The organism is Sphingobacterium sp. SG20118 (assembly GCF_044740685.1).
Lineage (GTDB): Bacteria > Bacteroidota > Bacteroidia > Sphingobacteriales > Sphingobacteriaceae > Sphingobacterium.
Genome location: NZ_CP172826.1, coordinates 2304485 through 2328966, shown reverse-complemented (window position 1 = coordinate 2328966; position 24482 = coordinate 2304485). Strand labels below are relative to the sequence as shown.

Genomic DNA, 24482 nt, shown 5'->3' with positions numbered 1-24482 from the left:
TGAGACTACAAATATAGACTAAAAGAATGTAAAACAAAACCTATTAAACCTTTAATAGTTGTTGATAACACAAAAATTACAAACCACTTGATTAGCGGTCTACTTCTCCCAGTACAATATCCATCGACCCCAATATTGCAATCAAGTCGGCAATCAAATTTCCCTTCCCCAGTTCAGGTAAAACGGAGAGATTATTAAAGCTCGGCCCCCTTGCCTTCACCCGTTTAGGGATATCAGATTTTTCCTGTGTTACAAAATAAAAACCTAATTCTCCCTTTGGGTTTTCAGCTCTTACATAATAATCCTGGGCTTTAAGGTTGACTTTTTTTGGCACCAATGCGCGCGGATCAAATGTATTGGTACGCGGAAAATCTTTTAATAAACGCTCTAAACATTGTTCTATAATTTTGACAGATTCCTTTACCTCATCCACACGAATCTTGTATCGATCCCAACAGTCGCCCAAACTCCCCATTTCACCTTTTCCAACAGGTATTTCAAAATCGATTTCTGGATATACGGAATAGGCATCTATTCTTCTCAAATCCCATTTGATTCCCGAAGCGCGAAGCATCGGTCCCGACACACCATAGTTGATGGCAACATCTGCAGGTAGGATGCCAATATTTGCAGTTCGTGATATAAATATTTGATTTTCAGTTAGCAACTCATCCAACTCCACCAATTTAGGCTTGAAATAGGTAACAAATTCAGCACATCTTTCTTCAAAACCAACTGGTAGGTCATAAAATAAACCGCCTACCCAAATGTAATTATATAACATACGTGAGCCTGAAACCCATTCTAACATATTCATGATATGTTCACGATCTCTAAAGCACCACATAAAAGGTGTAAATGCACCGATATCAATGCCATAGGTACCGATGCCAATCAAATGTGAGGCAATGCGATTTAATTCACAGACTAATACCCGTATATACTCCACTCTTTTTGGAATCTTGTCATCAATACCGAGCATACGCTCTACTCCCATAACAAAAGCATGGCTATTATTCATGGATGATAAATAGTCCAAACGATCGGTGAACGGTATGGTTTTACCATAACTCATGGATTCTGCATGTTTATCAAAGCAACGATGTAAATAACCCAAATGCGGAATCACTTCTTTGACAAGTTCACCGTCAGTTATCAACTGTAAGCGCAGAACACCATGTGTTGAAGGATGCTGAGGCCCCATGTTGATGATCATCTCTTGTGAACCAATGCTTTCTAGATGTGCTTCGTATTTTTTAAACGCAGCATTGTACTTCGTATTCGACATATGCAGTAATCGAGTTCTTATTTATTTAATAGCAATTCCATGATAACTCTCTGGGTCTTGATAGTCTTTTCTTAAAGGATATCCCTCCCAGTCATCTGGAAGTAGGATACGTCTAAGATCGGGATGGCCGATGAAAAATATTCCCATGAGGTCAAAAGCTTCTCGCTCGTGCCAGTCGGCAGTTTTCCATACGGTAGCAACAGAAGCAAGCTCTGGTAGTTGATCAACATTACGGTTGTTTTCCTTCATTACCTTTAATACCAATGTATGTAAATAAGGAATTGAGGTCAAATGATAAGTAATCATAAAGCCCAATTCACTCAGATCAACAGCCGTAATATTATTTAAAAAATCAAAATAGAGTCCCTCTTCGTCCCGTAAAAAAAAACAAATTTCTTCCAGAAAGGCAGCATTCACGAATATCGCTGATTGCAATCCTGATTCTTCTATTTTCTCAATGGCTTCATCCCCAAATCTGGCAACGATTAAGGTTGAAATTTCTTTCGTATTCATTATTTAAGGTGCTAAGCGAACTATTTTCCAGGAATCAGATACTTTTTGAAAGGCTATTCTATCATGAAGACGACTTGAACGGCCTTGCCAAAACTCAATATAAAGAGGCTTTATCAAGTAACCTCCCCAAAACTCAGGACGCGGTACGAGCTCTTGATTTTCAAATTCGTGCGCAAGATTTGCGACTCTTTCTTCTAGGAAACTGCGATTGGGAATTGTTTCACTTTGTGGTGATGCAATGGCTCCAAGACGACTTCCCTTTGGCCTAGATTGAAAATATTCGTCAGAATCCTCTTCCGGTAGTTTTTCAATAAGTCCTTCTATACGTACCTGACGTTGTAATTCTGGCCAAAAAAACAGAGTCGCCACATGCGGATTGGCATTCATTTCAGTACCTTTACGGCTATTGAAATTAGTGAAAAAACTAAAACCATTATCTTTTAGATCTTTTAGTAAAACCACGCGCGACGAAGGCAATGACATATCGCCTACTGTAGACAAAATCATAGCATTAGGTTCAAGAACCTCACTATAAATAGCTTCGTTAAACCATTTTTCAAATTGTACTAAAGGATCATTGCTCACGTCGCTTTCAGACAGGTTGCCCAAGGCATAATCTTGTCTAATTGCGGCAATATCTTTGTGTTCGATTGCCATGACTTTGAATTTTTATATGTCACAAACATACTAATTTCACTTATTTTTATCTACTAAACTCGTATAAATTAATTATCAAAATGACTTTGGCATTAATTTTATTGTAATATATGTCTAAAACAAATGCAAATGTTTAACGAACTCGATCCTCAAACAGGCTGTTTATTAATATCAGAACCTTTTATGCTCGACCCAAATTTTGAACGGTCGGTCATCCTATTATGTGATCACGATTCTCAGGACACAACCTTAGGATTTATTCTCAATCATAAGGTTATTGGTTGTGTTGGAGATTTAATCAGAGAAATCGCAACATGTACCTTTCCTTTACATATAGGTGGGCCCGTTTCCCAGAATGAGTTATTTTTTATCCACTCCCGTTTTGATTTACTTCTAAGTGGGGAGGAAATAAATGATAATATATATTTTGGAGGAGATGCAGAATTATTATTTAGCTTAATAAATGAAAATAAGATAAATCAAGAAGATATCAAATTTTTCTTGGGGTATTCAGGCTGGCAATCAGGCCAATTAGATAAGGAAATCAAAGAAAATAGTTGGGCAGTTCAGAATAAATTTTCCGCTGCATTGGTCTTTGAGAAAGACACCGAACTACTTTGGAAAGAGGCTGTTATAAGCTTGGGTGCGAAGTATGCCCATGTTGCCAATTTCCCACAATTACCAAGCTTAAATTAATTTGTTATTTCGACGTAATTTTTATGAATAAAATGTAATCTTCACTATTTTTTAGTATATTTGTGACATTAAGCAGAGTCCTTACGTTTTAAAACATTTCAATTTATCTTAATTCGAGATATGGCTTTCACCTTTTGAATTTATTTAATGCGATGACTTTTGTTTACTTAAACTGCCGCAGATTCAGTAGTTTAATATGGTTTAATATTAATTTTAAATAAATAAATGAGTAGTTCAGAAAGTTTCAGCAAAAAAGAAAAAGAGAAAAAAAAGTTAAAAAAGAAACAAGATAAGGAGCAAAAGAAAGAAGAGAGAAAAAACAATACCGACAAAGGTAAAAGTTTAGAAGAAATGTTTGTATATGTTGATGAATATGGAAACATAACTACAACTCCTCCTGATCCAACAAAAAAACAGAAAATTAATGTAGAAGATATCGCAATATCAACTGCTAAATATGAAGCAAACCCAGAAGATTTAATTAAATCTGGTATTGTGAATTTTTACAATACAGACAAAGGTTTTGGTTTCATACGTGATCTAAAAACTCAGGATAAAATATTTTTCCACGTTAATGGTCTGATTGACGCTGTTAAAGAGAATGACAAAGTAACTTTTGAAACAGAAAAAGGATTAAAAGGTATGAATGCCGTAAATGTTAAATTACAAAAATAACATTAAAAGGATAACATAGGAAAAAGGGGATTTAATTAATTAAATCCCCTTTTTTTGTCATTATACTATTTTAACAACTTAACTTCGTACAAATCCTTACGCCGATCCTTCATCACTTTTACGGTCCCGTATTCATGTAAATCACGAAGTGCATAAAGATCCACATCGGCAATCAGTACCATTTCAGTATTCGGAGTCGCCTCTGCTTTAATCGCATTATTTGGAAAAGCGAAATCCGAAGGTGTAAAAACAGCAGATTGTGAATACTGAATATCCATATTATTTACCCGAGGCAGATTACCAACCGAACCCGCAATAGCTACATAACATTCATTTTCAATTGCTCGCGCCTGTGCGCAACTCCGTACACGTATGTAACCATTCTGTGTATCGGTCATAAAAGGAACAAACAAGATTTGCATTCCTTGATCTGCTAATATACGGCTCAATTCGGGAAATTCTACGTCATAGCAGATTAGTAGTCCAACTTTACCACAATCTGTATCAAATACCTTTACTTCACTCCCTCCGACCATACCGTAATATTTCGATTCATTAGGAGTGATGTGTATCTTCTTAAAAGAATCCAGTTTACCATTGCGATGACAGAGATACGATATATTATAAAGTTTTTTATTTTCCATGATTGGCATAGACCCTGCAATTATATTGATATTGTAGGAAACTGCAAACTGTTGGATTTTATCGATAATTTCCGCCGTTTTTTCGGCTAATTTTTCCATCGCCATGCGTTCTGGAAGTTCATTATAAGGACTCATCAAAGGCGAATTGAAGAATTCTGGAAACATAATGAAATCCGTTCCATAATCACTTACCGTATCGACAAAAAATTCTATTTGATCATAAAACGCTTCTATATTATCAAAAAGGCGCATCTGCCACTGTACCAATCCCAATCTTATCGTCTGCTTGGTTGTTGAAATAGAGCGTGTTTCCGATTCGTAATAAATGTTGTTCCATTCTAATAGAGTTGCAAACTCCATAGACTCGGAGTCTTCAGGCAAATAATGTTTTAATATTTTTTTGACATGAAAATCGTTGGACAGTTGAAAAGTGAGTGTTGGATCATAAATCTCCTTTCTTTTGACTTTTTCAATATATGTTCTCGGACTCATCTTATCCGAGTAGTTGTGGTAATTTGGAATCCGACCACCTGCCACGATAGATTTTAAGTTCATTTGTTCGCATAATTCCTTTCGCGAATCATATAACCGTCTTCCAAGCCGAAGGGCACGATGGTCTGGGTGAACAAATACTTCTATACCATAAAGAGTATCTCCATCATTGGTATGTTTTGAAAATTTACCATCATCGATGATTTCATAATAACTATCAAAAATATTACTCTTCTTCGAATTGAGAATAATGGATAAAGCACAAGCCACAACATGACCGTCAACCTCCACACACAATTGTCCTTCTGGAAATAAGTCAATTAAGTCAACAATATTCTCGCGCGTCCAGATTTCGCCTACCCCCTGATAAGCTTCGGTCATGGAGCTCTTCAAATCAACATAGTCTTTTTTTGTCAAGTTTCTGACTTGAATATCCATATAAATCAAAATTAGTTTCCATCAATATACAAAAATCAATCCTAAATCATGTTCTGGCTGGTTAAAATAACTTCAAAAATCTATTTATAATAAGATACAATAGACTGTCATTGTCTGTAGCTATTGCTCTTTAGCTCTTATAAAGAAAAAGAGCTAAGACAATTAAGTCTTAACTCTTTTATAAGCGTATATTATCGGTGTATTACTAATACCGAAAAAACTATGCTTGACCAGTTGTGCCACCAAAAGGGAAAGCAACTGTTGGGTCGCCGCCGATTACTTGCGCATCACTAGTTTGATTTCCTGCTGCTGCAATCGCTTCAAAGCGAGTTACATTATCTTGTAATGCACCTAACAAACGTTTAGCATGTTCAGGCGTCAAAACGATTCTAGATTTCACTTTAGCTTTCGGAACACCTGGCATCACACGTACGAAGTCAATCACAAACTCTGTGTTTGAATGCGTTATGATCGCTAGATTTGAGTAGATTCCTTCAGCTACTTCTTCGGTCAACTCGATACTCAATTCGTTCTGATTTTGATTATTTTCCATAAAATTTATTATAAGTATTTAATATAAGTTTCTAATTATTTGCTAAATGTTCTAAAATCTTGTCCTGCTTCAATATTTAACAAGGTTTCATAAATCAAGAGGATGACATTATCTACATCTTCTTTATGAACCATCTCTACAGTTGTGTGCATGTAACGTAAAGGCAATGAAATCAATGCTGAAGGTACACCGCCATTACTATAAGCAAAAGCATCTGTGTCTGTTCCGGTAGAACGCGATGAAGCTTGACGCTGGAATGGAATCCCATTCTTTTCAGCAACCTGAACAAGCAATTTATTTAAATTAATCTGAACAGCAGGGGCATATGACAAGACTGGCCCTGCTCCTGACGATAAATCACCTTGCGTGATTTTATTGATCATAGGAGTTTGGGTATCATGCGTTACATCTGTCACAATCGCTACATTAGGTTTGATTCTTTGGGCAATCATTTCTGCGCCACGTAAACCAATTTCTTCTTGAACAGAATTAACGATATATAATCCAAAAGGAAGTTTTTTCTTGTTTTCCTTTAATAAACGAGCAACTTCAGCAATCATAAATCCACCGGCACGATTATCCATCGCACGGCCTACATAATAACGGTCGTTTAATATACTAAATTCATCTTCGTAGGTAATAACACATCCTACATGAACACCTAAAGCTTCTACTTCTTCTTTAGAAATACATCCACAATCCAAAAAGATATTCTTTAATGTAGGTGCTTCCTCTTTTTCACCGGAACGTGTATGGATGGCTGGCCATCCAAATACCGCTTTTACAATTCCTTTATCCGTATGAATATTTACTTTTTTTGATGGTGCAATCTGATGGTCAGAGCCACCATTACGGATTACATAAATCAATCCATCTTTAGTGATATAGTTTACGAACCACGAAATTTCATCCGCATGCGCTTCAATCACCACCTTATATTCAGCTTCTGGATTAATTACGCCAACTGCTGTGCCGTAATTATCCGTAAATGTTTCATCGACATAAGGCTTTAAATAATCTAACCAAAGTCGTTGTCCCTCCCATTCAAATCCTGTTGGTGAAGGGTTATTAATATACTTTTCAAAAAAAGAGACCGAATCCTTTGTTACTATTGAAATATGTGTACTTTCTTTCTTCTTCTTATCTGCCATGCTCATTATTTAATTACCGATGTCAAATTATGAAAAATAATACTAACGACAAAAGTAAAATTTGAATTTCTTTAATCTTGGGCAAATTAAGGGGCATTTGTGCGACTTTTTATACGATTCTATATGATGAAGATAGGGAAAGAATGTTTCTACGCGTATTAAATAAAACACAAACGACCAAATTCTGAGAAACTGACGAATATCTGCAGCGCAATCATGATTGCAGAAAAATAACAAATCATGAACGAATATTTTTACGTTTATATCCACGTAATTATATCGTGAATCCAACCAAATTTATCTAAGTTTACGCTTGAAAAAAAATAATTAAACAATATGGAGAATTTATTCAGCGTCATACATTGGAATTTAGATCCTGAAATATTTAAGATAGGCAGCTTTGGTCTTCGATATTATGCTTTATGCTGGTTAGCCGCATTTGCAGTATCGTATATGATTATGCTCAAAATATTCAGAAACGAAAATAAGAGTCAAGAATTACTGGATCAATTGAGTATATATATATTTCTAGGAACATTAATAGGTGCTAGACTCGGACATTGTCTTTTTTACGAGTTCGATTACTATAAAGATCATTTACTGGAAATGGTATTACCATTCCGTTTCGTAAACGGTCAATTTCAAATGACAGGTTTTGCAGGTTTAGCAAGTCATGGCGGCGCGATCGGTATCCTTACTGCATTATATCTATTCTGCCGGAAGACTAAAACTGATTTTCTGTGGTTGGCAGATCGACTAGTGGTAGTTGTTCCGATAGCGGGTGCCTTCATTCGAATAGGTAATTTTTTCAACTCCGAGATTATCGGTACACCGACAGATAAACCATGGGCTATTATATTTGATCATGTTGACCAAGTTCCACGTCATCCTGGCCAACTTTATGAAGCGATTGCTTACATTATCATCTTCTTTATTATTGTTTACCTATTTAAAAATAAAAAGATGCAAAAACCTGGTACATTAATGGGTATCTTCTTTGTGTTGCTCTTCTCAGCTCGATTATACTTAGAAAGCTTCAAGATTGACCAAGAAGAATTTGAACAAGGGATGGCATTAAATATGGGACAGCTTTTAAGTATTCCATTTATATTAGGAGGTTTATATTTCATCTTTAGAAAGCCTAAAACATTGAAACGTTAAGGTATACAGTAATTTCCTGATATAAAAAATCTTAGCATTTAATTTGAGAAAACTGATGAAGTTGCTCATTTATGAATAAATATTTAAAACGATCATATAAAATATTTTATATGATCGTTTTTCTGTTTAATTAAACTTCGTTTGTATTTATATCCCGGAATGTCTCGAATGGCGACAAGATTAGCAGTAAATAAAAAAGGTTGAAAAACAATCGAAAGCTAAAAAGTAGTATCAGAAAGTTAGGCTTTTAACAAAGCGAATTTTTCAAGAATATAAGAGCGTTAAAAAGGGGGTTTTAACATCCCCTTTTTAACGCTATATTAGATTGGTAGTTATACTCATTAATTAAATATATAACGAATACCCACTTGAGCAGACCATCTAGAGGAAAGGTCTTGAACATAATAAGGAACATTACCGTTTATATTAGCTAATCTATAAGTCGGTTTCTTAGTGGTTCCTTCATATCCAGCGAATGTGACAGGTACAAAACTATTGTCCCAGAAACTTGTCGATCCACTATATTGTTTACCCCAATTGCCATTTAATAAATTCCCAACATTCATGACATCAACCGAAAGCTGTAATTTATTTTTTGTGCTACCGATATTCGTAAATAAATCTTGAACAATCTTCAAATCGAATTTATGCGAAAATGGTGATCTAGCTCCATTCCTCTCAGCGTATTGTCCCCTCCTAGATTTTAGATAATCATTTGATTCAATAAAGCCATTGAACGCGTCCCATTGTTGTTGTGGCGTTTGATCTTTATTTTGGACAAAAGTCATTTCAGATTGATTTTTCGGAATATACAGTAAGTTAAACTGATTATTAGTCGAAGATGCATAACCTGTTAAGTTACCTCCTGCTAGATAGGAAAATCTAGCTCCAGATTGTCCTGTATAAACCAAAGATACTGATGTGCCTAAGTTTTTCAAATATTCTTTCGAGAACGATAAAAACCCTATTACACGACTTCCTGTACTAAAAGGATTATGTGCTAAAGTCACGTTATTTGAACCGTTTACCGAAGCTACTCGATACCAATTCGATTGATTCTGGGAAGATGTACCTGAAATTAAATCCTTCGCTTCAGTATACGTATATGCTACCGATGCATCTAAACCGAACAAGAAACTTTTAGATAATGATGCCGTAGTAGACCACGAATATCCCTTATTGACATTATTCACATAAATAACCTCACTATAGTTATCTAATACACGACGGTTATTATTATTCGCATCATAAACTAGACGATTATCAGCTCCTTCTAATGTTCCAACTGGTCTCTCCAAATTTAAATCTCTAAAATTAAATGCACTTAAGTTTTTAGAGTAAATAAATTCTAACGTCCCTTTAATTCCGTACGGTAATACTTGATCTATCCCGCCGGAGAAGCGAGCTATCTGCGGTAATTTCAAGTTGCGGTCAAGCGCGGTAATATTTCCGGAAGGTGTAACAGTACCTTCATATTTAGGCAATTTGTTGACATCACTAATAAATGGAACATTTGCATCAGTACCATTGCCTAAATTATTTCCTCCCAATAATGCTCCACTTTGCGTAAAGGCACCTGCCGCCCATACAAATGGAACTCGAGAGGTAAAGATACCCATCCCCCCACGTACTATGGTAGAACGATCTCTGTTAACATCCCAGTTGAATCCTATTCTAGGAGAAAACATCAGTGCAGGACTTGGCATACGATTGGTTTTAACATCATATTGCTTTGCCAAGATGGAATTGTTAAAGTCAGTATTCTCCAGTGGTTTATCCATATAGATTGGAATATCAACTCGGACACCGGCAGTAATTTTTAAATTATCTTGCATTTGAAACTCATCTTGAACATAGAAACCCAATTGCACGGCGTTAAATTTAGCTCCCTGACGAGGATCGTCAGTGTTACTATAGCTAAATTGCATGCTGTTAGCCATACCTCGCTCAAAATTCTCTATTGCAGTATAAGGTGCTCCAGTTTCAGGATTAACATCTCCTACTTTAGAATCGCTAAAAACAAATGCCCCATTTGAATTTCCTGTATATGCATTATACATCTTATAGAATTCATTATGTGTACCAAATGTCAATGTGTGAAGTCCTTTATACCAAGTTAAGTTATTAGACAATGTGTAGACATCCTGATCCAATTGGTTGATATTACTAAATGGATCTGTACCCAAATAATAATTTCCTGTTACCGTTGTTGGTTCTCCATTTACTTCAATTTGCCTTGGAACATTGATGCGAACATTCGGAAATAAGGGATTTTTATAACTTCTCGCATCTCGTACACGTGAATAACCCGCAATAAAACTATTTGCTAATGAATTATTAATCCGGCTACTTAACTCCAAAGTAAGTGTATTAGATTTAAAATCTTTTAATACAGCACCATTACCAAAAGTCAGTGATGTACCCGTACGGGTATTGCCCACATCTGTACCATCTACATAATTGTATCTTAACGATAGTTTATTTTTTTCGTTAATATTCCAGTCCAAGCGTGTCATTATTTTATTGGACTTATTTTCGTCTACTAGGTCCGTAAAAGAGCCTGCATCATAGCCATATTTATTCAGAGCAATATCATAAATACGTTGGGCATCGGCTTCTAGTAGATTCGATCCAGTTGAACCAACCTGAAAGTTTTCTGGGGTATTGCTTTTTGTATGCTCGTAATTAACAAAGAAAAATAATTTATCTTTAACAATTGGACCTCCAAGGCGTACCCCATAAGTTTTCTCAGAAAAATTGGCTAATCTACTACCTTTTTCATCATCTTTTAATAAAGCTTTTGGTGTCTTTCCAGTTAAATCTTGATTTCTAAAATAGTGATAAACTGAACCTTGAAATTGATTGGTACCCGACTTGGTGACAGCAGAAATACCTCCTCCAGCAAATCCACTTGAACGGACATCAAAAGGTGCTACCTGAACAGACATTTGCTCAATTGCATCCAAGGAAATTGGATTTGTACCGCTACCTCCGCCGTTTAGTCCGTTCGAGTTAAGACCAAACACATCATTAGTAACTGCCCCATCAATAGTAAATTGATTGAACCTATTATTCATACCTCCAATCGAAACAGATTGTCCTTTCACATCAGCTTGTGGTGTCAATCTTGTAAAATCCTCAATTGAACGAGAAACAGTTGGTAAATTTTCCATCTGTTTTCTAGAAATAGATGTTTCGGCACCAGTTTTCAAGTTTTTTGACCCAGCAGTTCTCGTAACAGCAACCTCATCAAGCATAGTTTCCCCAGTACCAAAAGTGCCATTTATTACATAAGGCTGTCCCAATTGTATGAAAACATCATTGTAGACGATAGGTTGTTGACCTACATACGTAATCTCTACTTTGTAAGGACCACCTACTCGCATTGCGGGAAGATTAAAGCGTCCTGCAGAATTTGATGAGCCAGTGTACGTTGTTCCTGAGGGTACGTGGATTGCCTTAATTGTTGCTCCCGTTGTTGTTTGACCGCTAGCTTGTTTAACTAAACCAGTCATACTGCTCGTAGTGACCTGTGCATGTATTGTACCATAACTTGCTAAAACAAGTGCAAAAAAAAGTAAAGGTCTTTTCATAAAGAAAATTTTTGTTAATAATATGCCACAAAAGTATAAAGAGAATTTAACATTGGAAGCACTTAACAAAAACTTAACATACTCATAACAAGAATGTTCAGGCTATATATTTTTCATTTAAATAACTAAAAATTGAAAAAATGAGAATTTTAACAATTTTTAACATTTAATTTTGCAATTATAATACTTGACACTTTCAATTATTACAAAAACTATAATGCAATCGATTGTGTTAATAGACGATTTTGAAGACAAATAAAATCATGAACGATTATGTTTTGTAATATTTACTACCAAATAAAACAAACATAGCAGTTTTCTGTTATGTGCCTTTTCTATTATGCTTGAATAACCATTCGTACATTTCATCTCGATGGAAAAGACGTTCTACACTTCCATGTGTCCCGCCGGGAATAATCGTTAAAGTTACATCAGCCTCTGGATCTGCTTTTTTAATTGCGTTCACAATTTTTTTAGATTCGGACATGGGTACTGCACGATCGCGATTACCATGTTGCACCCATAACGGTACTTGGGCAAGGTTATCTGCATATTTAACACTACCTCCTCCACAGATAGCAACTGCCGCTGCTATTCTGTCAGGATATTTACCGGCAACATCCATAGTACCATACCCTCCCATACTCATTCCACATACATACACGCGGTCAGGGTCAGCATTATAGTGTTCAATTACATAATCAACGATTTCAATTACTTTATCTGGATCCCATCCACCTGTTGATTGTGGCGCAATGATAATCCCTGGCACTTCTTGACCTTTATTCATTGCATAAAGTACGCCATACCGTTTTACACGATCTAAGTTAGTTCCAGAAAGACTTCTTCCATGTAGAAACACCAAAATAGGTTGCTTTTCTGGTTGTTCTTCCCCCTCAGGTAGGTTCAATAAAAAAGGGTATGCAGTTTCACCTTCTACAGCCTTCAATTGCGCTTGGCAAACCAAGTTCATCATACCGAAGAAGAGTATGAAAACGACAGTTAAAATACCAAAAATAGGTTGATTATATTTTTTTGTCAAATACATAAGTAACAAAAATACATTTTATTCTGAATCAGCAAAATATATATTAATCTAAATTAACTTCTTTATTATAGAAAATTCGAGGTAATTTTAAACTTTCACAAGTAAAACATGTCCTTAAAAATTTTACATACAGCAGATTGGCATTTGGGCAAACGATTGGATTATTTTTCCCGATTTGAAGAACAAAAAGCGGTCTTGGAAGAAATCATTCAAATTGCTGAGGATGAACAGGTGGATGCCGTCATTGTAGCGGGTGATTTATTCGATGCATTCAACCCTCCAGTAGAAGCCATTGAATTACTATATACCACACTTAAACGTTTGACTAAAAACGGTACAAGACCAGTTATCGCTATTGCAGGTAACCACGACTCACCGGATCGCGTGGATGCACCAGATAGTTTAGCACGAGATTGTGGTATAATCTTCGCAGGAAAACCTAATATGGAGTTTAGTCCTTACCAAATAGAGCAGGGATTTGAGATAATTAAAGGTGATAGCGGATTTTTGGAAATTAAACTTCCTCATATCGAGTTTCCGCTGCGTCTCATCGTAACGGCATTTGCTAATGAACATAGGCTCAAAGAATACCTTGGTGAAGATGAACAAGAAGGACTCAATGAAGTACTAACGAGGAAGTGGCAATCATTGGCCAATCGATATTGCGATGATAAAGGTGCGAACCTATTGGTTTCACATTTGTATATGAATAAGAAAGGTGGTCCAGTGCTCGAAGAACCCGATGGGGAAAAACCATTACGTATTGGGTTTGCAGATACCGTTTTTACAGATTGTATCCCCCATCAAATTCAATATACAGCACTAGGTCATCTACATCGTTACCAAGAGATTGGAGGCCACTGTGCCCCTGTTGTTTATGCTAGCAGCCCACTTTGCTACTCATTTTCAGAGGTGGGTCAAGATAAGAAAGTGGTCATCTTAACTGTTGAACCCAATAAAGAAGTAATTTATAAAGCTATTACGATATGTTCTGGCAAGAAGTTAATGCGCAAAAGATTTGATTCTGTAATTACTGCTATCGACTGGCTTACAAGTAACCAGGATTGCTTAGTTGAACTAACACTTGTGACTTCAACATCTTTGACCCAAGCCGAAAAGAAGTATCTTGAAGATAGCCATCAGGGAATCATCTATCTCATTCCAGAAGTTAACAATTCCAAAAGTTTAAATCAAGCAATGAGTATATCAAGGAGGAGCAAAAGTATTAATGAAAATTTCACTGACTATTATCGTTTCAGAAACAATGATCAATTACCATCAACAGAATTGTTAGATTTATTTAATGAAGTTTTAGGCAGTCAAAACGAGCAGGAGAATTAGTATTATGTTGCCATTATATCTGTCGATAGAAGGATTATATTCCTATCAGACTAAACAAGAGATTGATTTCACGTCTTTAACTGCTGCTGGCCTATTTGGCATATTTGGCAAGGTAGGTTCTGGAAAATCAACCGTCCTTGAGGCTATTACATTTGCATTATTTGCAAATACCAACAGGCTCAATACCAACAATAGGGCGTATAATATGATGAATTTGAATTCCAATCAATTACGTATTGAATTTCATTTCATAGGGAAAGAGAATAAAAAATATGCATTTGAAGCTTCTTGGCGGAGAAATAGCAAGCAGTTTGAAAAAGTGACCACACCAATTAGAAAAGCATATGTTTTTGAAAATGGTGAAAAGATACCCTTGGAGAGTACAGATGCTGAAGAGATATTAGGCATTTCCTATAAGAATTTTAATCGTACTGTTATTGTTCCACAAGGGCAGTTTAAGGAATTTTTAGAACTTAAGGGAGCAGAACGATCCGCTATGATGAAAGAGCTTTTCAATCTGGATCATTATGACCTATTTTACAAAGTTGCTTCTTTGAATAAAGAAACTGATCTTAAAATTCAAAATATTTCAGGAGCAGTTCAAATCCTGGATGAATATACAGCTGAAAATATCGAGGGATTGGTAACACAGCTATCGAAAGAAGAATCAACTTTAGCGCTAGTTTCCAAAAAACATGCAAATTTAGATCAGCAATATCAAAAATTGCTAGAAGTACAATTACTTTATCGAGAGATTGCATCTAAAAAGGAGATATTCGCTAAACTTAATGCCAATCAAGATAATATTGCAACTTTAAAAAGACAGATTCAAGTTTTTAGACATGTCGAGCGAATCTTTAAATACCTATTTGAAGATTTAAGAAAAGATCAACAAGTAGCCATCCAATTGCAGACAGATACTGAACATGCTCAGAAGCAAATGGATGGAGTGAGCACGAAACTATTGATTACAAATCAAGAACTTACGAAAACAGAGCTTCTCTATAATAAACTTGACAGCAGAAAAATAGAAGTTGAGGATTTAAAGAATATCATTCAGATTCTACAGTTGCAACATGATATTGCATCGGATACAGAGCGAATAGCTAAAGGGCAGGTTCACCTTCATTCAGTAGAAAAAGAAATTGCAGATAAGTTAGCTCTAATTCAAGATAGGCAGTTTGAACTAAAGCAGTTAAAATTGAGTCGTATTCCGAGCGACTTGTTGATTGTAATAAATGACTGGTATAGTAAACAAGAACAATTAGTTAAAAATCAACGAGATATAAAGCTTGAATTAACAGGTAAACAGACTGATACTCAAACTATATTGCAGCAATTTTTGACACAGGGCCTGGATTCCAAAACATGGTTAGAAAATCTGTCACAGAAGGAAACCCTGTTGTCAATTGAGTTGGAAAAACTACAAATCGAAGCAAATAAAGCACTGGTGCAACAGCAACTGGCCACTTATACGCATGCTTTGACAAATGGACAAGCCTGCCCGCTATGTGGATCTGAACAACATCCACATATTATGCAGACAGAGGATGTTTCCATGCACCTTGATTCTTTGAAGTCACAGAAAGTTGCTTTACTTGCAGAAGTACAGCTAGTACAGCAACAGAAACAGTATTTTATACAGGTAGAAACCAATCTAATTAGCTTAAAAAAAGACGTAAAAACACTTCAAGCTAAATTACAGATCATTTTAACTGATCAACAAGCCCACCTCAATCAATTTATTTGGGAAGATTTCACCCCTCATGATCGAACTGCATTTGAAAAATGGAAACTGCAAGTATCCGAAATAGAGAAAAAATGCACAGCTGTTGAAGAAAAACTTACAGAGCTCCAAAATGAGCAAGAAATTCTCAAAGGTAAAAGAGATAAATACAATAATGTACTTAACAGTATCATACTTTCTAAATCAACAATAGAAGGAAGGTTGACTAGCCACTTACAGTTGATCAAACAATTAAATGTATCAGACTACCAACAGTTACCTCTTTCAGATATTGAAAATCGAATTGTACAATCCATTAAGTTTATCAATGATACTGAGCAATCATACAAGAAGTTATCTGATGAAGTTAATCGTCTTAATGTGGAAGAAGCAACTTGTTCAACGGCAACTAAATCTTTGAAACTACAATTGAGCGGAATTCTTTTACAAATCGATAATCAGCAAAAACAGATCAATGATTTGCTAAAACAACATAATTATTCGTCTGCGGTAGAGGTGCAACAAATTTTAGCACAACAACTTGATTTAGATAAAGAAGAAACACGCATTAAACAATTCGAAGAGCAGTATGCGATTATACAGGCTGCATTACTACAATTGGAAGAAAAGGTACAACAAGAAGCTGTGGATATATCTCAAATTACAGCTATAAGTCTCGAATTGCAGCAAGTAAAACAAGATAAAGAAAAACTGATTGGACAATTGCAATCTCTCAAAGACCAAGTTTTAACCGCTCAAAAAAAGTATGCTGAAAAATTGCAATTACAGGTCGAGTTTGATAAACTTAATCTTAGAAGTAAAAATCTGAATGTTCTTTCAAATCTTTTTAAGGGAAATGGATTTGTTGACTATATCTCGACCCAATACTTAGAGGATCTGTGCCTGATTGCAAATCAACGATTTGAGAGATTGACACGCGGTCACCTAAAATTAATGATAAATGCGGATAATGATTTTGAAGTAATAGACCATCTGAATGGTGGTAAATCAAGGTCTGTCAGGACATTATCGGGAGGTCAGTTTTTCCAAGCCTCTCTCTGTCTTGCATTAGCATTGGCCGAGAGTACACGCAGTCTCAACAAAAATGAAAAGAATTTCTTTTTTATTGATGAAGGGTTTGGAACTCAAGATACAGAATCCGTTAATCTAATTTTTGAAACACTTAACTCGCTGCATAAAGAGAATCGTATTGTCGGTATAATATCACATGTCGACGAGCTTCAGGAGCGTATTCCTGCTTCCATCAAAATTGTTAAAGACGAGCATCAAGGTAGCCTAGTTGTCCGAAATCATTAAGATTTTACTATCCCGATGATTGATAGCATTATAAAGGGATTCCATATTCCCTTTATAATGCTTTATTTACGTTATAATTCTTGTTTGTAAGACATTTCGAGATTGATGATAACATCTCGTAGGTCACCTTCAACAAATGATAAATTTCCAACTACTAAAACACCGCGAGTGCCACCGCTCTTTTCTGTGATACCATAAACCGTATTTTCATCGTCAGGGTTCGAATCCCCTTCATAACGATAGATGTAATCAATTTTATAGTTGGTTGGATTTGCAATTAAAGGCTTCAGCTCAATATTATAATCAATAACATAGCCGTCATCTTTCAATTTTTCCAACGCGACAGTAGCAGAATCATATTTATTTCTATATTCCATAATTGTATATATTATATATAAAATAACAACCCGTAAAGAAAAGAGTTTTAGCGTTTATTTATTTTTGGTGAACATACCGATAATGTCATCAATAGCACTCCCATCTTTATTCTTATCAAAGAAATCCGAAATTTTATCTGTCAATCCTCCAGATGTAGGATTCTCATTTTCAACTTTTTTATCTCCACCAAATATATTTCCAAGCATTCCACCCAAGCCACCAGAAACTTGCGTTATTTCCTCCTAAAAAACCGCCCAAGATATCACCTAACGGATTGTTATTGCCATTTTGTGCCTCATTAAATTTCTCCTTACCTAAATAACCCATTACAATTGGCGCTATAGTAGCCAATACACCTGTTATTTGAGCGGAACTAAAACCACTTTTTTGAGCTAATCCTTCAGCTACATATTCTGTCTTGCTACCAAAAATATGTTGAACAATCTTATTGCCATCATCCGTAGGACCTTGTTCGATTACTTCATCTACATGGTCCAAAATGGCGCCATCGTGTTTAGTGTCCAAAGCGTCTGCAAACCCCTTTGCTTGATTACTGTCACCTTTACTTTGGTTATATTTAATCGCTCCCGCAATTAAGGGGACAGCAATTGCTAAAATCCAGGTCGCCTTAGTAGAATCTATTCCTAATTTTTTGGACAATCCAGCAGCCATTTTATCACCTAAACCGCCTGTTATTAAATCTGTCATTCCCATAATTAATTTATTTAAGTATAATAAATATGGAGAGGCAATAATTAAGCCAATGCACGTTCAGCATGGTGTTATATAGAACAAAAAAAGAGGTCCTCGGACCTCTTTCAAATTATTTGTATGCAAATAATTATTTTTTGTAATATTTTAAAGCTTCAGGAAGCAATTTTTGTATATCGCTGATGCGTCTAGCGTCACTTGGGTGAGTGCTCAAGAATTCAGGATTACCTTTAGTACTACCACTCGCCATACGTTCCCAAAATTTAACGGCTTCACTCGGGTTGTAACCTGCCATCGCCATGATCACAAGTCCCATACGGTCTGCTTCAGACTCATTTCCTCTCGAATATTTTAAAGAGGTCAATTGACCACCAATACCATATGCAGCATTAACGATTCCAGCATAAGAACTACCTGAGGTAGCTACTCCTAAAACGTTTCCAAGAGCCTGTGTAGCATATTGTCTAGACATTTGTTCCATCGAATGTCTTGCGATCGCATGCGCAATCTCATGCCCCATTACTGTAGCCAACCCAGTTTCATTCTGCGTAACAGGCAAAATACCTGTGTAGATAGCCACCTTCCCGCCAGGCATACACCAAGCATTTATTTCATCACTTTGTACAAGGTTAAATTCCCAGTTGAAATTAAATTGATCTGCTATTCCCTGCTGAGTCAAATATTGATTAACAGCTATTGCTAATTTATTTCCTACTTTTTTGACCATTGTAGCTTGACTAGTACCCGTAATAACACGTGTTTTAGACGAATTTAAAAATTGTTTATACGAAGAAGCGGCTTGCTCTTGGATCTGACTATCGCTAACCAGACTTAACTGTTTACGTCCTGTAATAGGAACAGTCGAACAAGATGCCAAAGTAGCTCCAATTAAGAACATACTTGTATATTTAAAAGCCTTTTTCATATTTTGTTTTATATACTGCTTAAGAAAATAGTAAATGCAATTCTTATGCCTAAGTGCCCTTTTTCCTTTTAAAAAGATAAACTTTAGATTCGTGTCCTTTCAGTAAACGCTCGATATTCTTTTGATGGGTGATTAAGATCAGCGCACAAATAGCTATCCCATAAAGCAATACAGAAGGTATCGAAGTTTTAAATAGAAATGCTATACTAAATGGAAAAGTGAAACCAGCCATTATGGAGCTCAATGATACGTAATGTGTCGTTAATAGAATGATACTAAAAATCGATACACATAACAATGCTGCTGGCGCATGAATAGCTAAGATCATTCCAAAGAGCGTGGCTACACCCTTTCCTCCCCTAAAACCCGCAAAAATTGGAAATAGATGACCTAAAACGGCAATTACACCAAGGGCTAATTGATAATTCACAAATTGAATGTTGCTGGTACTTTGCCCAACTTCAATTAAATAAGCAAGATTCGTAGCGGTATAACCTTTAAAAATATCGACAAACATCACCACAGCACCTGCTTTAGGACCTAAAACACGAAAGGTATTAGTTGCACCAGCATTTCCGCTTCCATACTCCCTTACATCAACACCGTAAAACGCTTGCCCAAACCATACCGCAGTAGGAATCGAACCAAATAAATAAGCTAGTAATACTGCACTTACTAAATAAATAGAAATCATTAATTATTGTTAAGTCCTAAATTAATTTGGCTTTTAAACTTAAATCCAAACTTTTGACAGAATGTGTCAATGCCCCTACTGAGATATAATCTACACCTGCAGCTGCATAGTCTTGAAGTGTTTCTTCTGTAATTCCTCCAGAAGCCTCAGTGACAAATCTTTCTGCAATTATATCGACCGCTTTCCTTACATCAGCAGGGCTAAAATTGTCCAACATGATGCGATCAACCTGTCCAAAGGTAATAACTTCATCTAGTTCGTCAAAATTTCGAACCTCAATTTCGATATCAATAGGCTTATTAAGGGTCGTTCTATAAGCATTGGCGCTTTCTAGAGCCTGTGTTATACTACCGCTATAATCCACATGATTGTCTTTAATCAAAATCATATCGTACAGACCAAAACGATGGTTGGTACCTCCACCAATCTTGACGGCTTCCTTCTCTAACAAACGAAGTAAAGGAGTTGTTTTACGTGTATCCAAAATTTTTGTTTTGGTACCTTCTAATAACTTGGCATAACGATGAGTCGTCGTCGCGATTCCGCTCATGCGTTGCATCACGTTCAGGATCAAACGTTCTGCTATAAGAATGCTATGGATTTTCCCTTTTAAGACAAAAGCGATCTCACCTACTTTGACTGCGCTCCCATCTTGGATGAAGACTTCATAAGCCAGCGTAGCATCAATCTGCTTGATGATTTCTAAAGCAACTTCTACTCCAGCAAGAATACCATCTTCTTTTACGATCAATTTAGCCTCACCTATCTTATCTTTTGGTATGGTCGATAGCGTTGTATGATCGCCATCCCCCACGTCTTCTAAAATAGCCTCGTGAACAAATTTTTTTATATATTCCTTTTTTTCCATCATGAATCCTCACAAATTATATAGCGAAGATGGAAATTTAAATTTTATTCAAGAAAATAATTTGGAAATATTATTTAGAAGCCTGTTTTTCAACTCGAAATTCTTCGATTGTTTCGATATTTTTCGATAAACTGACTTTAACAAAAAGTCGAAATGAATTTTTATTACTTGTTAATTGATAAACGTAATAACTATAATTGGTTTTATTCGTTATTTTTTGCAGCAACTTTACCGTACTTGGTTTATTTTTTGAGAAGAAAGATTGCAAAAGCATTTCCCCTTGAAATTTGGAATATAACCCATCTTCATTTAGGATGGATAAGGTCACATTCGACCCAAAAAAGCGCGCTAAATTTTTAGCACTCCCAGCCCTCAAATGCAACAAAAGAGCATCATTCATATCAGACATATCGGGTGCCAAAATATATGGTGAGTGATAGCAAACTTTAGCGTATCCGCTATTGTTGTTAACAAACAAATGCATAAACATGCAAACGGAAAAGCAAATAATTAATGTAATTTTCTTCATTTAAACAAAACAATTTAAAACACCGTTTCGTCCGAGAACTTGCTCAATAGTAATAAGTAAGACTAGCTATAGTGATTTGATAAATAGGCAACACAAACAGTGCCAAATTTATATAAAATTTACATTAAAAAAACATTAAATTTTCATTCCCGACCCTATAGTCTTGAATTATCAGTTGTTTTAAATTATATTTGCTTATATAATTATGGAAAAAAAAGTAGCACTATTAATCCTAGACGGATTAGGATACGGAAAAGAAGATGAGTCCGATGCAGCATATGCAGCGAATACACCCTATTTAGATTATTTAAAAGCAACCTATCCTAATTCAAAACTAGAAGCTTCAGGGGAAGCCGTTGGATTACCTGAAGGTCAGATGGGAAACTCTGAAGTAGGACATATGAATTTAGGCGCTGGACGTGTTGTTTATCAAGAGCTAGGGCGTATACACAAGGCAGTTCGCGATGGTATCTTCAATACAGATACAACTATTCAAGACGCATTTAAATATGCTTTAGCGAATAACAAGAATGTACATTTTATAGGCCTATTGTCTGACGGTGGCGTACATGCACATACGAGTCACTTACGTGGACTCTGTGATGCTGCAAAGCATGCAGGGTTGACTTCAGACCAAGTCTTTATTCATGCATTTCTAGATGGACGTGATACCGACCCTAATTCAGGATTGACTTATGTAAAAGCTTTACAAGATTTCTTACCATCATCCGTAGGTACTTTAGCGTCTGCAATAGGACGTTATTATGCAATGGACCGCGACAACCGTTGGGAACGCGTGAAATTAGCATATGACTTAATGGTTCATGGCAGTGGTACGGGTACAAAAGACGTATTACATGCAATTCAAGACTCGTACGACCAAAATATTACGGATGAGTTTATCAAACCACTTGTTTTGACAAATGCAGATGATAAGCCTGTAGCTACCATTCAAAATGGTGATGTTGTGATTTGTTACAACTTCAGAACAGATCGCGGTCGTGAGATTACCATAGCATTGACACAAAAAGCATTTCCAGAATATGATTTAAAGCCACTAGATTTGTATTATGTGACTATGACATCTTATGACGAGACGTTTAAAAATGTGAAGGTCATCTTCCACAAAGATAACTTAACAAATACCCTTGGTGAAGTTTTAGCTGCAAATCACAAAACACAGGTTCGTATCGCCGAAACAGAAAAATACCCACATGTTACTTTCTTCTTTTCAGGAGGTCGCGAGCAGGAGTTTGAAGGTGAACATCGTTTATTAGTACCATCTCCAAAGGTGGCAACATACGATTTACAGCCTGAAATGTCTGCAGAAGGTATTACTGCTGCGATTGTAAAAGATATTGAAGAAACACAGCCAGATTTCATTTGTTTGAATTTTGCCAACCCAGACATGGTGGGTCATACTGGTGTATTTGATGCTGTAGTTAAAGCCGTAGAGACCGTAGATAATTGTACTAAACAAGTCGTAGAGAAAGGTCTGCAGTACGGTTATTCCTTTATCATCATTGCCGACCATGGTAACTCCGAATTCATGCTCAATGCCGATGGTTTCAGTTAACACAGCACACACGACCAATCTTGTACCGTGCATATTGATTGATAAAGATTACAAGCAAGTTAAAGATGGTAAATTGGGTGATATTGCACCTACGATATTGAAATTGTTGCAAGTAGAGATTCCAGTTGAGATGAATGGTCAGGTATTAGTACAAGACTAAATATGAAAAACAGATATATAGGCAAAGCACTACCCTTATTACTTGGGAGTGCTTTGCTATTTTGGTCCTGCCAGACTGATAAAAAGGTAAAATACAGTAAAGGCTCCACGCTATCTTTAGATTCATTTTTCAATGGAGAGATTGAAAAATTAACAAAATTAAATCCCCTCGTTGAAAAAACAGTCATCAAGGATGAAGATAAGGAAGTTAAATCATTACGGATTTCCAATTGGCAAAATGAGCTCAGTGGATTTATATCTGCCGATATCACACAAGATGCCGATTCTAATCTTTATGATTTTAAGGAAGTTGATTGTAAAATTACTTATCAGGCGAAAAAGCCCCAATTGGCAATTCAATATTTAGCTATTGAACAGGATAATGATGGCCAAATAAAACAGGTGGTCATCAGAAGGAAAGTTGATAATAGTTTATACTCTAGCAATGAACAGCTGACTTATGATGTAGACTCGAGTTATCAAATTGAAAAAAAACAGGATATATTGGTTTTAGGTAAAAGCCATTATAAAATAACAGGAAGATTAAAACACGATTAACAAATAATTGTTAAACCTATCTTACTGGATTATTACATAAAAAGCGCCGTATAATAATTATACAGCGCTTTTTTTAATGCATTATAATCACGACTATTTTAAGTTGTCACGATAAATTTTCGCTTTCTTAATCTCCGATTGAATATCTTTACGTGAAGCATCAAAAGTTAATACCTTTTCGTAATCTTTCACCGCATTATTGTAAGCTTCAGTTGCTGCTGTTTTGTTATAATTAGCAACACCAGCTGTACCCACTAAGATACCATAATCACGGTATGCCAATGCTCTGTTTTGAAATAATTTTACATCATTAGCGTTAATTGCGATTGCTTTCGAATAATCTTCGATTGCCGATTTCAATAATGATTCGCGTGCAGCACTACTCAATTTAGTAGAAGTCTGTGTAGCTAAATTATTATTTGCTTTTCCTTTGAAATAGTAACCATTTGAATTTTTACTATCTAAAGTCACGACTTTACCAAAAGATTCTGCAGCTTTCTTGAAATCGCCGTTCTGAAACTGAGAGTAACCTAACATGTACAATACATGAGGATCTTTACTTTCTTGAGGCAAAGATTTCTCTAAATAGATTGCTGCATTTTTAAAGTCACCATCTAATAGCGCTTTTTGACCTAAACGAACATTTGGATTGGAGTGTTCCTCTTCTTTTGCAGTCTGTGCTTGGGTTGAAAGCGACATCAAAGCAAATGCGCCAGTAAATAAGCCTAATTTAATCGATTTAAGATTCATATTTAAATAATTACGTTTCATTTTAAAGTATTTAATTTATA

At 35.8% G+C, this 24482-nt stretch carries 22 protein-coding genes and 1 pseudogene; 7 read left to right on the top strand and 16 right to left on the bottom strand.

The window, feature by feature from the left end; translation table 11 throughout:
• Positions 1-91: 91 nt before the first annotated feature.
• From ACFX5U_RS10875 to pdxH, 3 genes are read right to left on the bottom strand one after another with little or no spacing between them, the layout of a single operon-like run.
• The gene (locus tag ACFX5U_RS10875) at positions 92-1288 is read right to left on the bottom strand and encodes an NADH-quinone oxidoreductase subunit D (protein WP_038698420.1); all 1197 of its coding nucleotides are present in this window, start codon (positions 1286-1288) and stop codon (positions 92-94) included.
• Between the two features lie 21 nt (positions 1289-1309).
• Positions 1310-1801: an NADH-quinone oxidoreductase subunit C gene (locus ACFX5U_RS10870; protein WP_038698418.1), complete on the bottom strand. Its 492-nt coding sequence runs from the start codon at positions 1799-1801 to the stop codon at positions 1310-1312.
• A 3-nt stretch (positions 1802-1804) separates the two neighbouring features.
• Entirely contained in the window at positions 1805-2458 is a 654-nt protein-coding gene (pdxH, locus tag ACFX5U_RS10865) for a pyridoxamine 5'-phosphate oxidase (protein ID WP_400263470.1), read from the bottom strand.
• Positions 2459-2587: 129 nt separating this feature from the next.
• On the opposite strand from pdxH, the gene ACFX5U_RS10860 reads away from it, so the two are divergent.
• Both ACFX5U_RS10860 and ACFX5U_RS10855 read left to right on the top strand, forming a co-directional pair.
• Complete coding sequence (locus tag ACFX5U_RS10860) at positions 2588-3154, top strand: YqgE/AlgH family protein (protein WP_038698414.1); 567 nt, start codon at positions 2588-2590, stop codon at positions 3152-3154.
• 225 nt (positions 3155-3379) lie between these two features.
• A complete protein-coding gene (locus ACFX5U_RS10855) occupies positions 3380-3829 on the top strand; it encodes a cold-shock protein (RefSeq protein WP_038698412.1) in 450 nt (149 codons plus the stop codon).
• A 65-nt stretch (positions 3830-3894) separates the two neighbouring features.
• On the opposite strand, the gene ACFX5U_RS10850 is transcribed toward ACFX5U_RS10855, so the two are convergent.
• The 3 genes from ACFX5U_RS10850 to ACFX5U_RS10840 all read right to left on the bottom strand — a co-directional run bounded on the left by ACFX5U_RS10850 (position 3895) and on the right by ACFX5U_RS10840 (position 7107).
• Positions 3895-5403: a carbon-nitrogen hydrolase family protein gene (locus tag ACFX5U_RS10850; protein WP_038698410.1), complete on the bottom strand. Its 1509-nt coding sequence runs from the start codon at positions 5401-5403 to the stop codon at positions 3895-3897.
• A 220-nt stretch (positions 5404-5623) separates the two neighbouring features.
• Positions 5624-5956, bottom strand: coding sequence for a DUF3467 domain-containing protein (locus tag ACFX5U_RS10845; protein ID WP_038698408.1), 333 nt, complete (start codon positions 5954-5956; stop codon positions 5624-5626).
• Between the two features lie 35 nt (positions 5957-5991).
• A complete protein-coding gene (locus tag ACFX5U_RS10840; RefSeq protein WP_400263469.1) occupies positions 5992-7107 on the bottom strand; it encodes a M42 family metallopeptidase in 1116 nt (371 codons plus the stop codon).
• Positions 7108-7443: 336 nt separating this feature from the next.
• Here ACFX5U_RS10840 and lgt point away from each other — a divergent pair, with 336 nt between their 5' ends.
• Complete coding sequence (gene lgt, locus ACFX5U_RS10835) at positions 7444-8268, top strand: prolipoprotein diacylglyceryl transferase (RefSeq protein WP_400263468.1); 825 nt, start codon at positions 7444-7446, stop codon at positions 8266-8268.
• 341 nt (positions 8269-8609) lie between these two features.
• On the opposite strand, the gene ACFX5U_RS10830 is transcribed toward lgt, so the two are convergent.
• Both ACFX5U_RS10830 and ACFX5U_RS10825 read right to left on the bottom strand, forming a co-directional pair.
• Positions 8610-11861 carry a TonB-dependent receptor domain-containing protein gene (locus ACFX5U_RS10830; RefSeq protein WP_400263467.1) on the bottom strand — a complete coding sequence of 1084 codons (3252 nt, stop codon included), beginning with the start codon at positions 11859-11861 and terminating at the stop codon, positions 8610-8612.
• Between the two features lie 322 nt (positions 11862-12183).
• Complete coding sequence (locus ACFX5U_RS10825; RefSeq protein ID WP_144243405.1) at positions 12184-12837, bottom strand: prolyl oligopeptidase family serine peptidase; 654 nt, start codon at positions 12835-12837, stop codon at positions 12184-12186.
• A 180-nt stretch (positions 12838-13017) separates the two neighbouring features.
• Here ACFX5U_RS10825 and ACFX5U_RS10820 point away from each other — a divergent pair, with 180 nt between their 5' ends.
• Complete coding sequence (locus ACFX5U_RS10820) at positions 13018-14250, top strand: exonuclease SbcCD subunit D (RefSeq protein ID WP_400263466.1); 1233 nt, start codon at positions 13018-13020, stop codon at positions 14248-14250.
• 4 nt (positions 14251-14254) lie between these two features.
• The gene (locus ACFX5U_RS10815) at positions 14255-17293 is read left to right on the top strand and encodes an AAA family ATPase (RefSeq protein WP_400263465.1); all 3039 of its coding nucleotides are present in this window, start codon (positions 14255-14257) and stop codon (positions 17291-17293) included.
• 71 nt (positions 17294-17364) lie between these two features.
• On the opposite strand, the gene ACFX5U_RS10810 is transcribed toward ACFX5U_RS10815, so the two are convergent.
• From ACFX5U_RS10810 to ACFX5U_RS10780, 7 genes are all read right to left on the bottom strand, one after another.
• A complete protein-coding gene (locus ACFX5U_RS10810) occupies positions 17365-17670 on the bottom strand; it encodes a hypothetical protein (protein WP_038698394.1) in 306 nt (101 codons plus the stop codon).
• Positions 17671-17724: 54 nt separating this feature from the next.
• Positions 17725-17877 (bottom strand): hypothetical protein, encoded by a 153-nt coding sequence (locus ACFX5U_RS10805; protein WP_400263464.1) that lies wholly within the window; start codon positions 17875-17877, stop codon positions 17725-17727.
• Positions 17849-18385, bottom strand: coding sequence for a DUF937 domain-containing protein (locus ACFX5U_RS10800; protein ID WP_400263463.1), 537 nt, complete (start codon positions 18383-18385; stop codon positions 17849-17851). The genes ACFX5U_RS10805 and ACFX5U_RS10800 overlap by 29 nt, the downstream gene beginning before the upstream one ends.
• 127 nt (positions 18386-18512) lie before the next feature.
• Positions 18513-19307, bottom strand: coding sequence for a M48 family metallopeptidase (locus ACFX5U_RS10795; protein WP_400263462.1), 795 nt, complete (start codon positions 19305-19307; stop codon positions 18513-18515).
• 49 nt (positions 19308-19356) lie between these two features.
• On the bottom strand, positions 19357-20001 hold the full coding sequence (gene plsY / locus ACFX5U_RS10790; protein ID WP_038698388.1) for a glycerol-3-phosphate 1-O-acyltransferase PlsY: 645 nt from the start codon (positions 19999-20001) through the stop codon (positions 19357-19359).
• Between the two features lie 16 nt (positions 20002-20017).
• On the bottom strand, positions 20018-20872 hold the full coding sequence (gene nadC, locus ACFX5U_RS10785; RefSeq protein ID WP_038698386.1) for a carboxylating nicotinate-nucleotide diphosphorylase: 855 nt from the start codon (positions 20870-20872) through the stop codon (positions 20018-20020).
• Positions 20873-20939: 67 nt separating this feature from the next.
• Positions 20940-21398 (bottom strand): DUF4783 domain-containing protein, encoded by a 459-nt coding sequence (locus ACFX5U_RS10780; protein WP_400263461.1) that lies wholly within the window; start codon positions 21396-21398, stop codon positions 20940-20942.
• Between the two features lie 202 nt (positions 21399-21600).
• Here ACFX5U_RS10780 and gpmI point away from each other — a divergent pair.
• Positions 21601-23134: pseudogene (gene gpmI / locus ACFX5U_RS10775) on the top strand (2,3-bisphosphoglycerate-independent phosphoglycerate mutase).
• 2 nt (positions 23135-23136) lie between these two features.
• Positions 23137-23691: a hypothetical protein gene (locus ACFX5U_RS10770; protein WP_400263460.1), complete on the top strand. Its 555-nt coding sequence runs from the start codon at positions 23137-23139 to the stop codon at positions 23689-23691.
• 93 nt (positions 23692-23784) lie between these two features.
• On the opposite strand, the gene ACFX5U_RS10765 is transcribed toward ACFX5U_RS10770, so the two are convergent.
• Positions 23785-24462: a tetratricopeptide repeat protein gene (locus ACFX5U_RS10765; protein ID WP_038698378.1), complete on the bottom strand. Its 678-nt coding sequence runs from the start codon at positions 24460-24462 to the stop codon at positions 23785-23787.
• Positions 24463-24482: the final 20 nt, after the last annotated feature.

Coding starts and splice junctions, on each gene's coding strand:
- ACFX5U_RS10860 (WP_038698414.1), top strand. CDS start 2,588: ATGTTTAACGAACTCGATCCTCAAACAGGCTGTTTATTAATATCAGAA.
- nadC (WP_038698386.1), bottom strand. CDS start 20,872: ATGATGGAAAAAAAGGAATATATAAAAAAATTTGTTCACGAGGCTATT.
- ACFX5U_RS10770 (WP_400263460.1), top strand. CDS start 23,137: ATGAAAAACAGATATATAGGCAAAGCACTACCCTTATTACTTGGGAGT.
- ACFX5U_RS10805 (WP_400263464.1), bottom strand. CDS start 17,877: ATGCTTGGAAATATATTTGGTGGAGATAAAAAAGTTGAAAATGAGAAT.
- ACFX5U_RS10825 (WP_144243405.1), bottom strand. CDS start 12,837: ATGATGAACTTGGTTTGCCAAGCGCAATTGAAGGCTGTAGAAGGTGAA.
- ACFX5U_RS10855 (WP_038698412.1), top strand. CDS start 3,380: ATGAGTAGTTCAGAAAGTTTCAGCAAAAAAGAAAAAGAGAAAAAAAAG.
- ACFX5U_RS10765 (WP_038698378.1), bottom strand. CDS start 24,462: ATGAAACGTAATTATTTAAATATGAATCTTAAATCGATTAAATTAGGC.
- ACFX5U_RS10870 (WP_038698418.1), bottom strand. CDS start 1,801: ATGAATACGAAAGAAATTTCAACCTTAATCGTTGCCAGATTTGGGGAT.
- ACFX5U_RS10810 (WP_038698394.1), bottom strand. CDS start 17,670: ATGGAATATAGAAATAAATATGATTCTGCTACTGTCGCGTTGGAAAAA.
- lgt (WP_400263468.1), top strand. CDS start 7,444: ATGGAGAATTTATTCAGCGTCATACATTGGAATTTAGATCCTGAAATA.
- ACFX5U_RS10815 (WP_400263465.1), top strand. CDS start 14,255: ATGTTGCCATTATATCTGTCGATAGAAGGATTATATTCCTATCAGACT.
- ACFX5U_RS10845 (WP_038698408.1), bottom strand. CDS start 5,956: ATGGAAAATAATCAAAATCAGAACGAATTGAGTATCGAGTTGACCGAA.
- ACFX5U_RS10830 (WP_400263467.1), bottom strand. CDS start 11,861: ATGAAAAGACCTTTACTTTTTTTTGCACTTGTTTTAGCAAGTTATGGT.
- ACFX5U_RS10840 (WP_400263469.1), bottom strand. CDS start 7,107: ATGGCAGATAAGAAGAAGAAAGAAAGTACACATATTTCAATAGTAACA.
- ACFX5U_RS10875 (WP_038698420.1), bottom strand. CDS start 1,288: ATGTCGAATACGAAGTACAATGCTGCGTTTAAAAAATACGAAGCACAT.
- pdxH (WP_400263470.1), bottom strand. CDS start 2,458: ATGGCAATCGAACACAAAGATATTGCCGCAATTAGACAAGATTATGCC.
- ACFX5U_RS10800 (WP_400263463.1), bottom strand. CDS start 18,385: ATGGGAATGACAGATTTAATAACAGGCGGTTTAGGTGATAAAATGGCT.
- ACFX5U_RS10795 (WP_400263462.1), bottom strand. CDS start 19,307: ATGAAAAAGGCTTTTAAATATACAAGTATGTTCTTAATTGGAGCTACT.
- ACFX5U_RS10850 (WP_038698410.1), bottom strand. CDS start 5,403: ATGGATATTCAAGTCAGAAACTTGACAAAAAAAGACTATGTTGATTTG.
- plsY (WP_038698388.1), bottom strand. CDS start 20,001: ATGATTTCTATTTATTTAGTAAGTGCAGTATTACTAGCTTATTTATTT.
- ACFX5U_RS10820 (WP_400263466.1), top strand. CDS start 13,018: ATGTCCTTAAAAATTTTACATACAGCAGATTGGCATTTGGGCAAACGA.
- ACFX5U_RS10780 (WP_400263461.1), bottom strand. CDS start 21,398: ATGAAGAAAATTACATTAATTATTTGCTTTTCCGTTTGCATGTTTATG.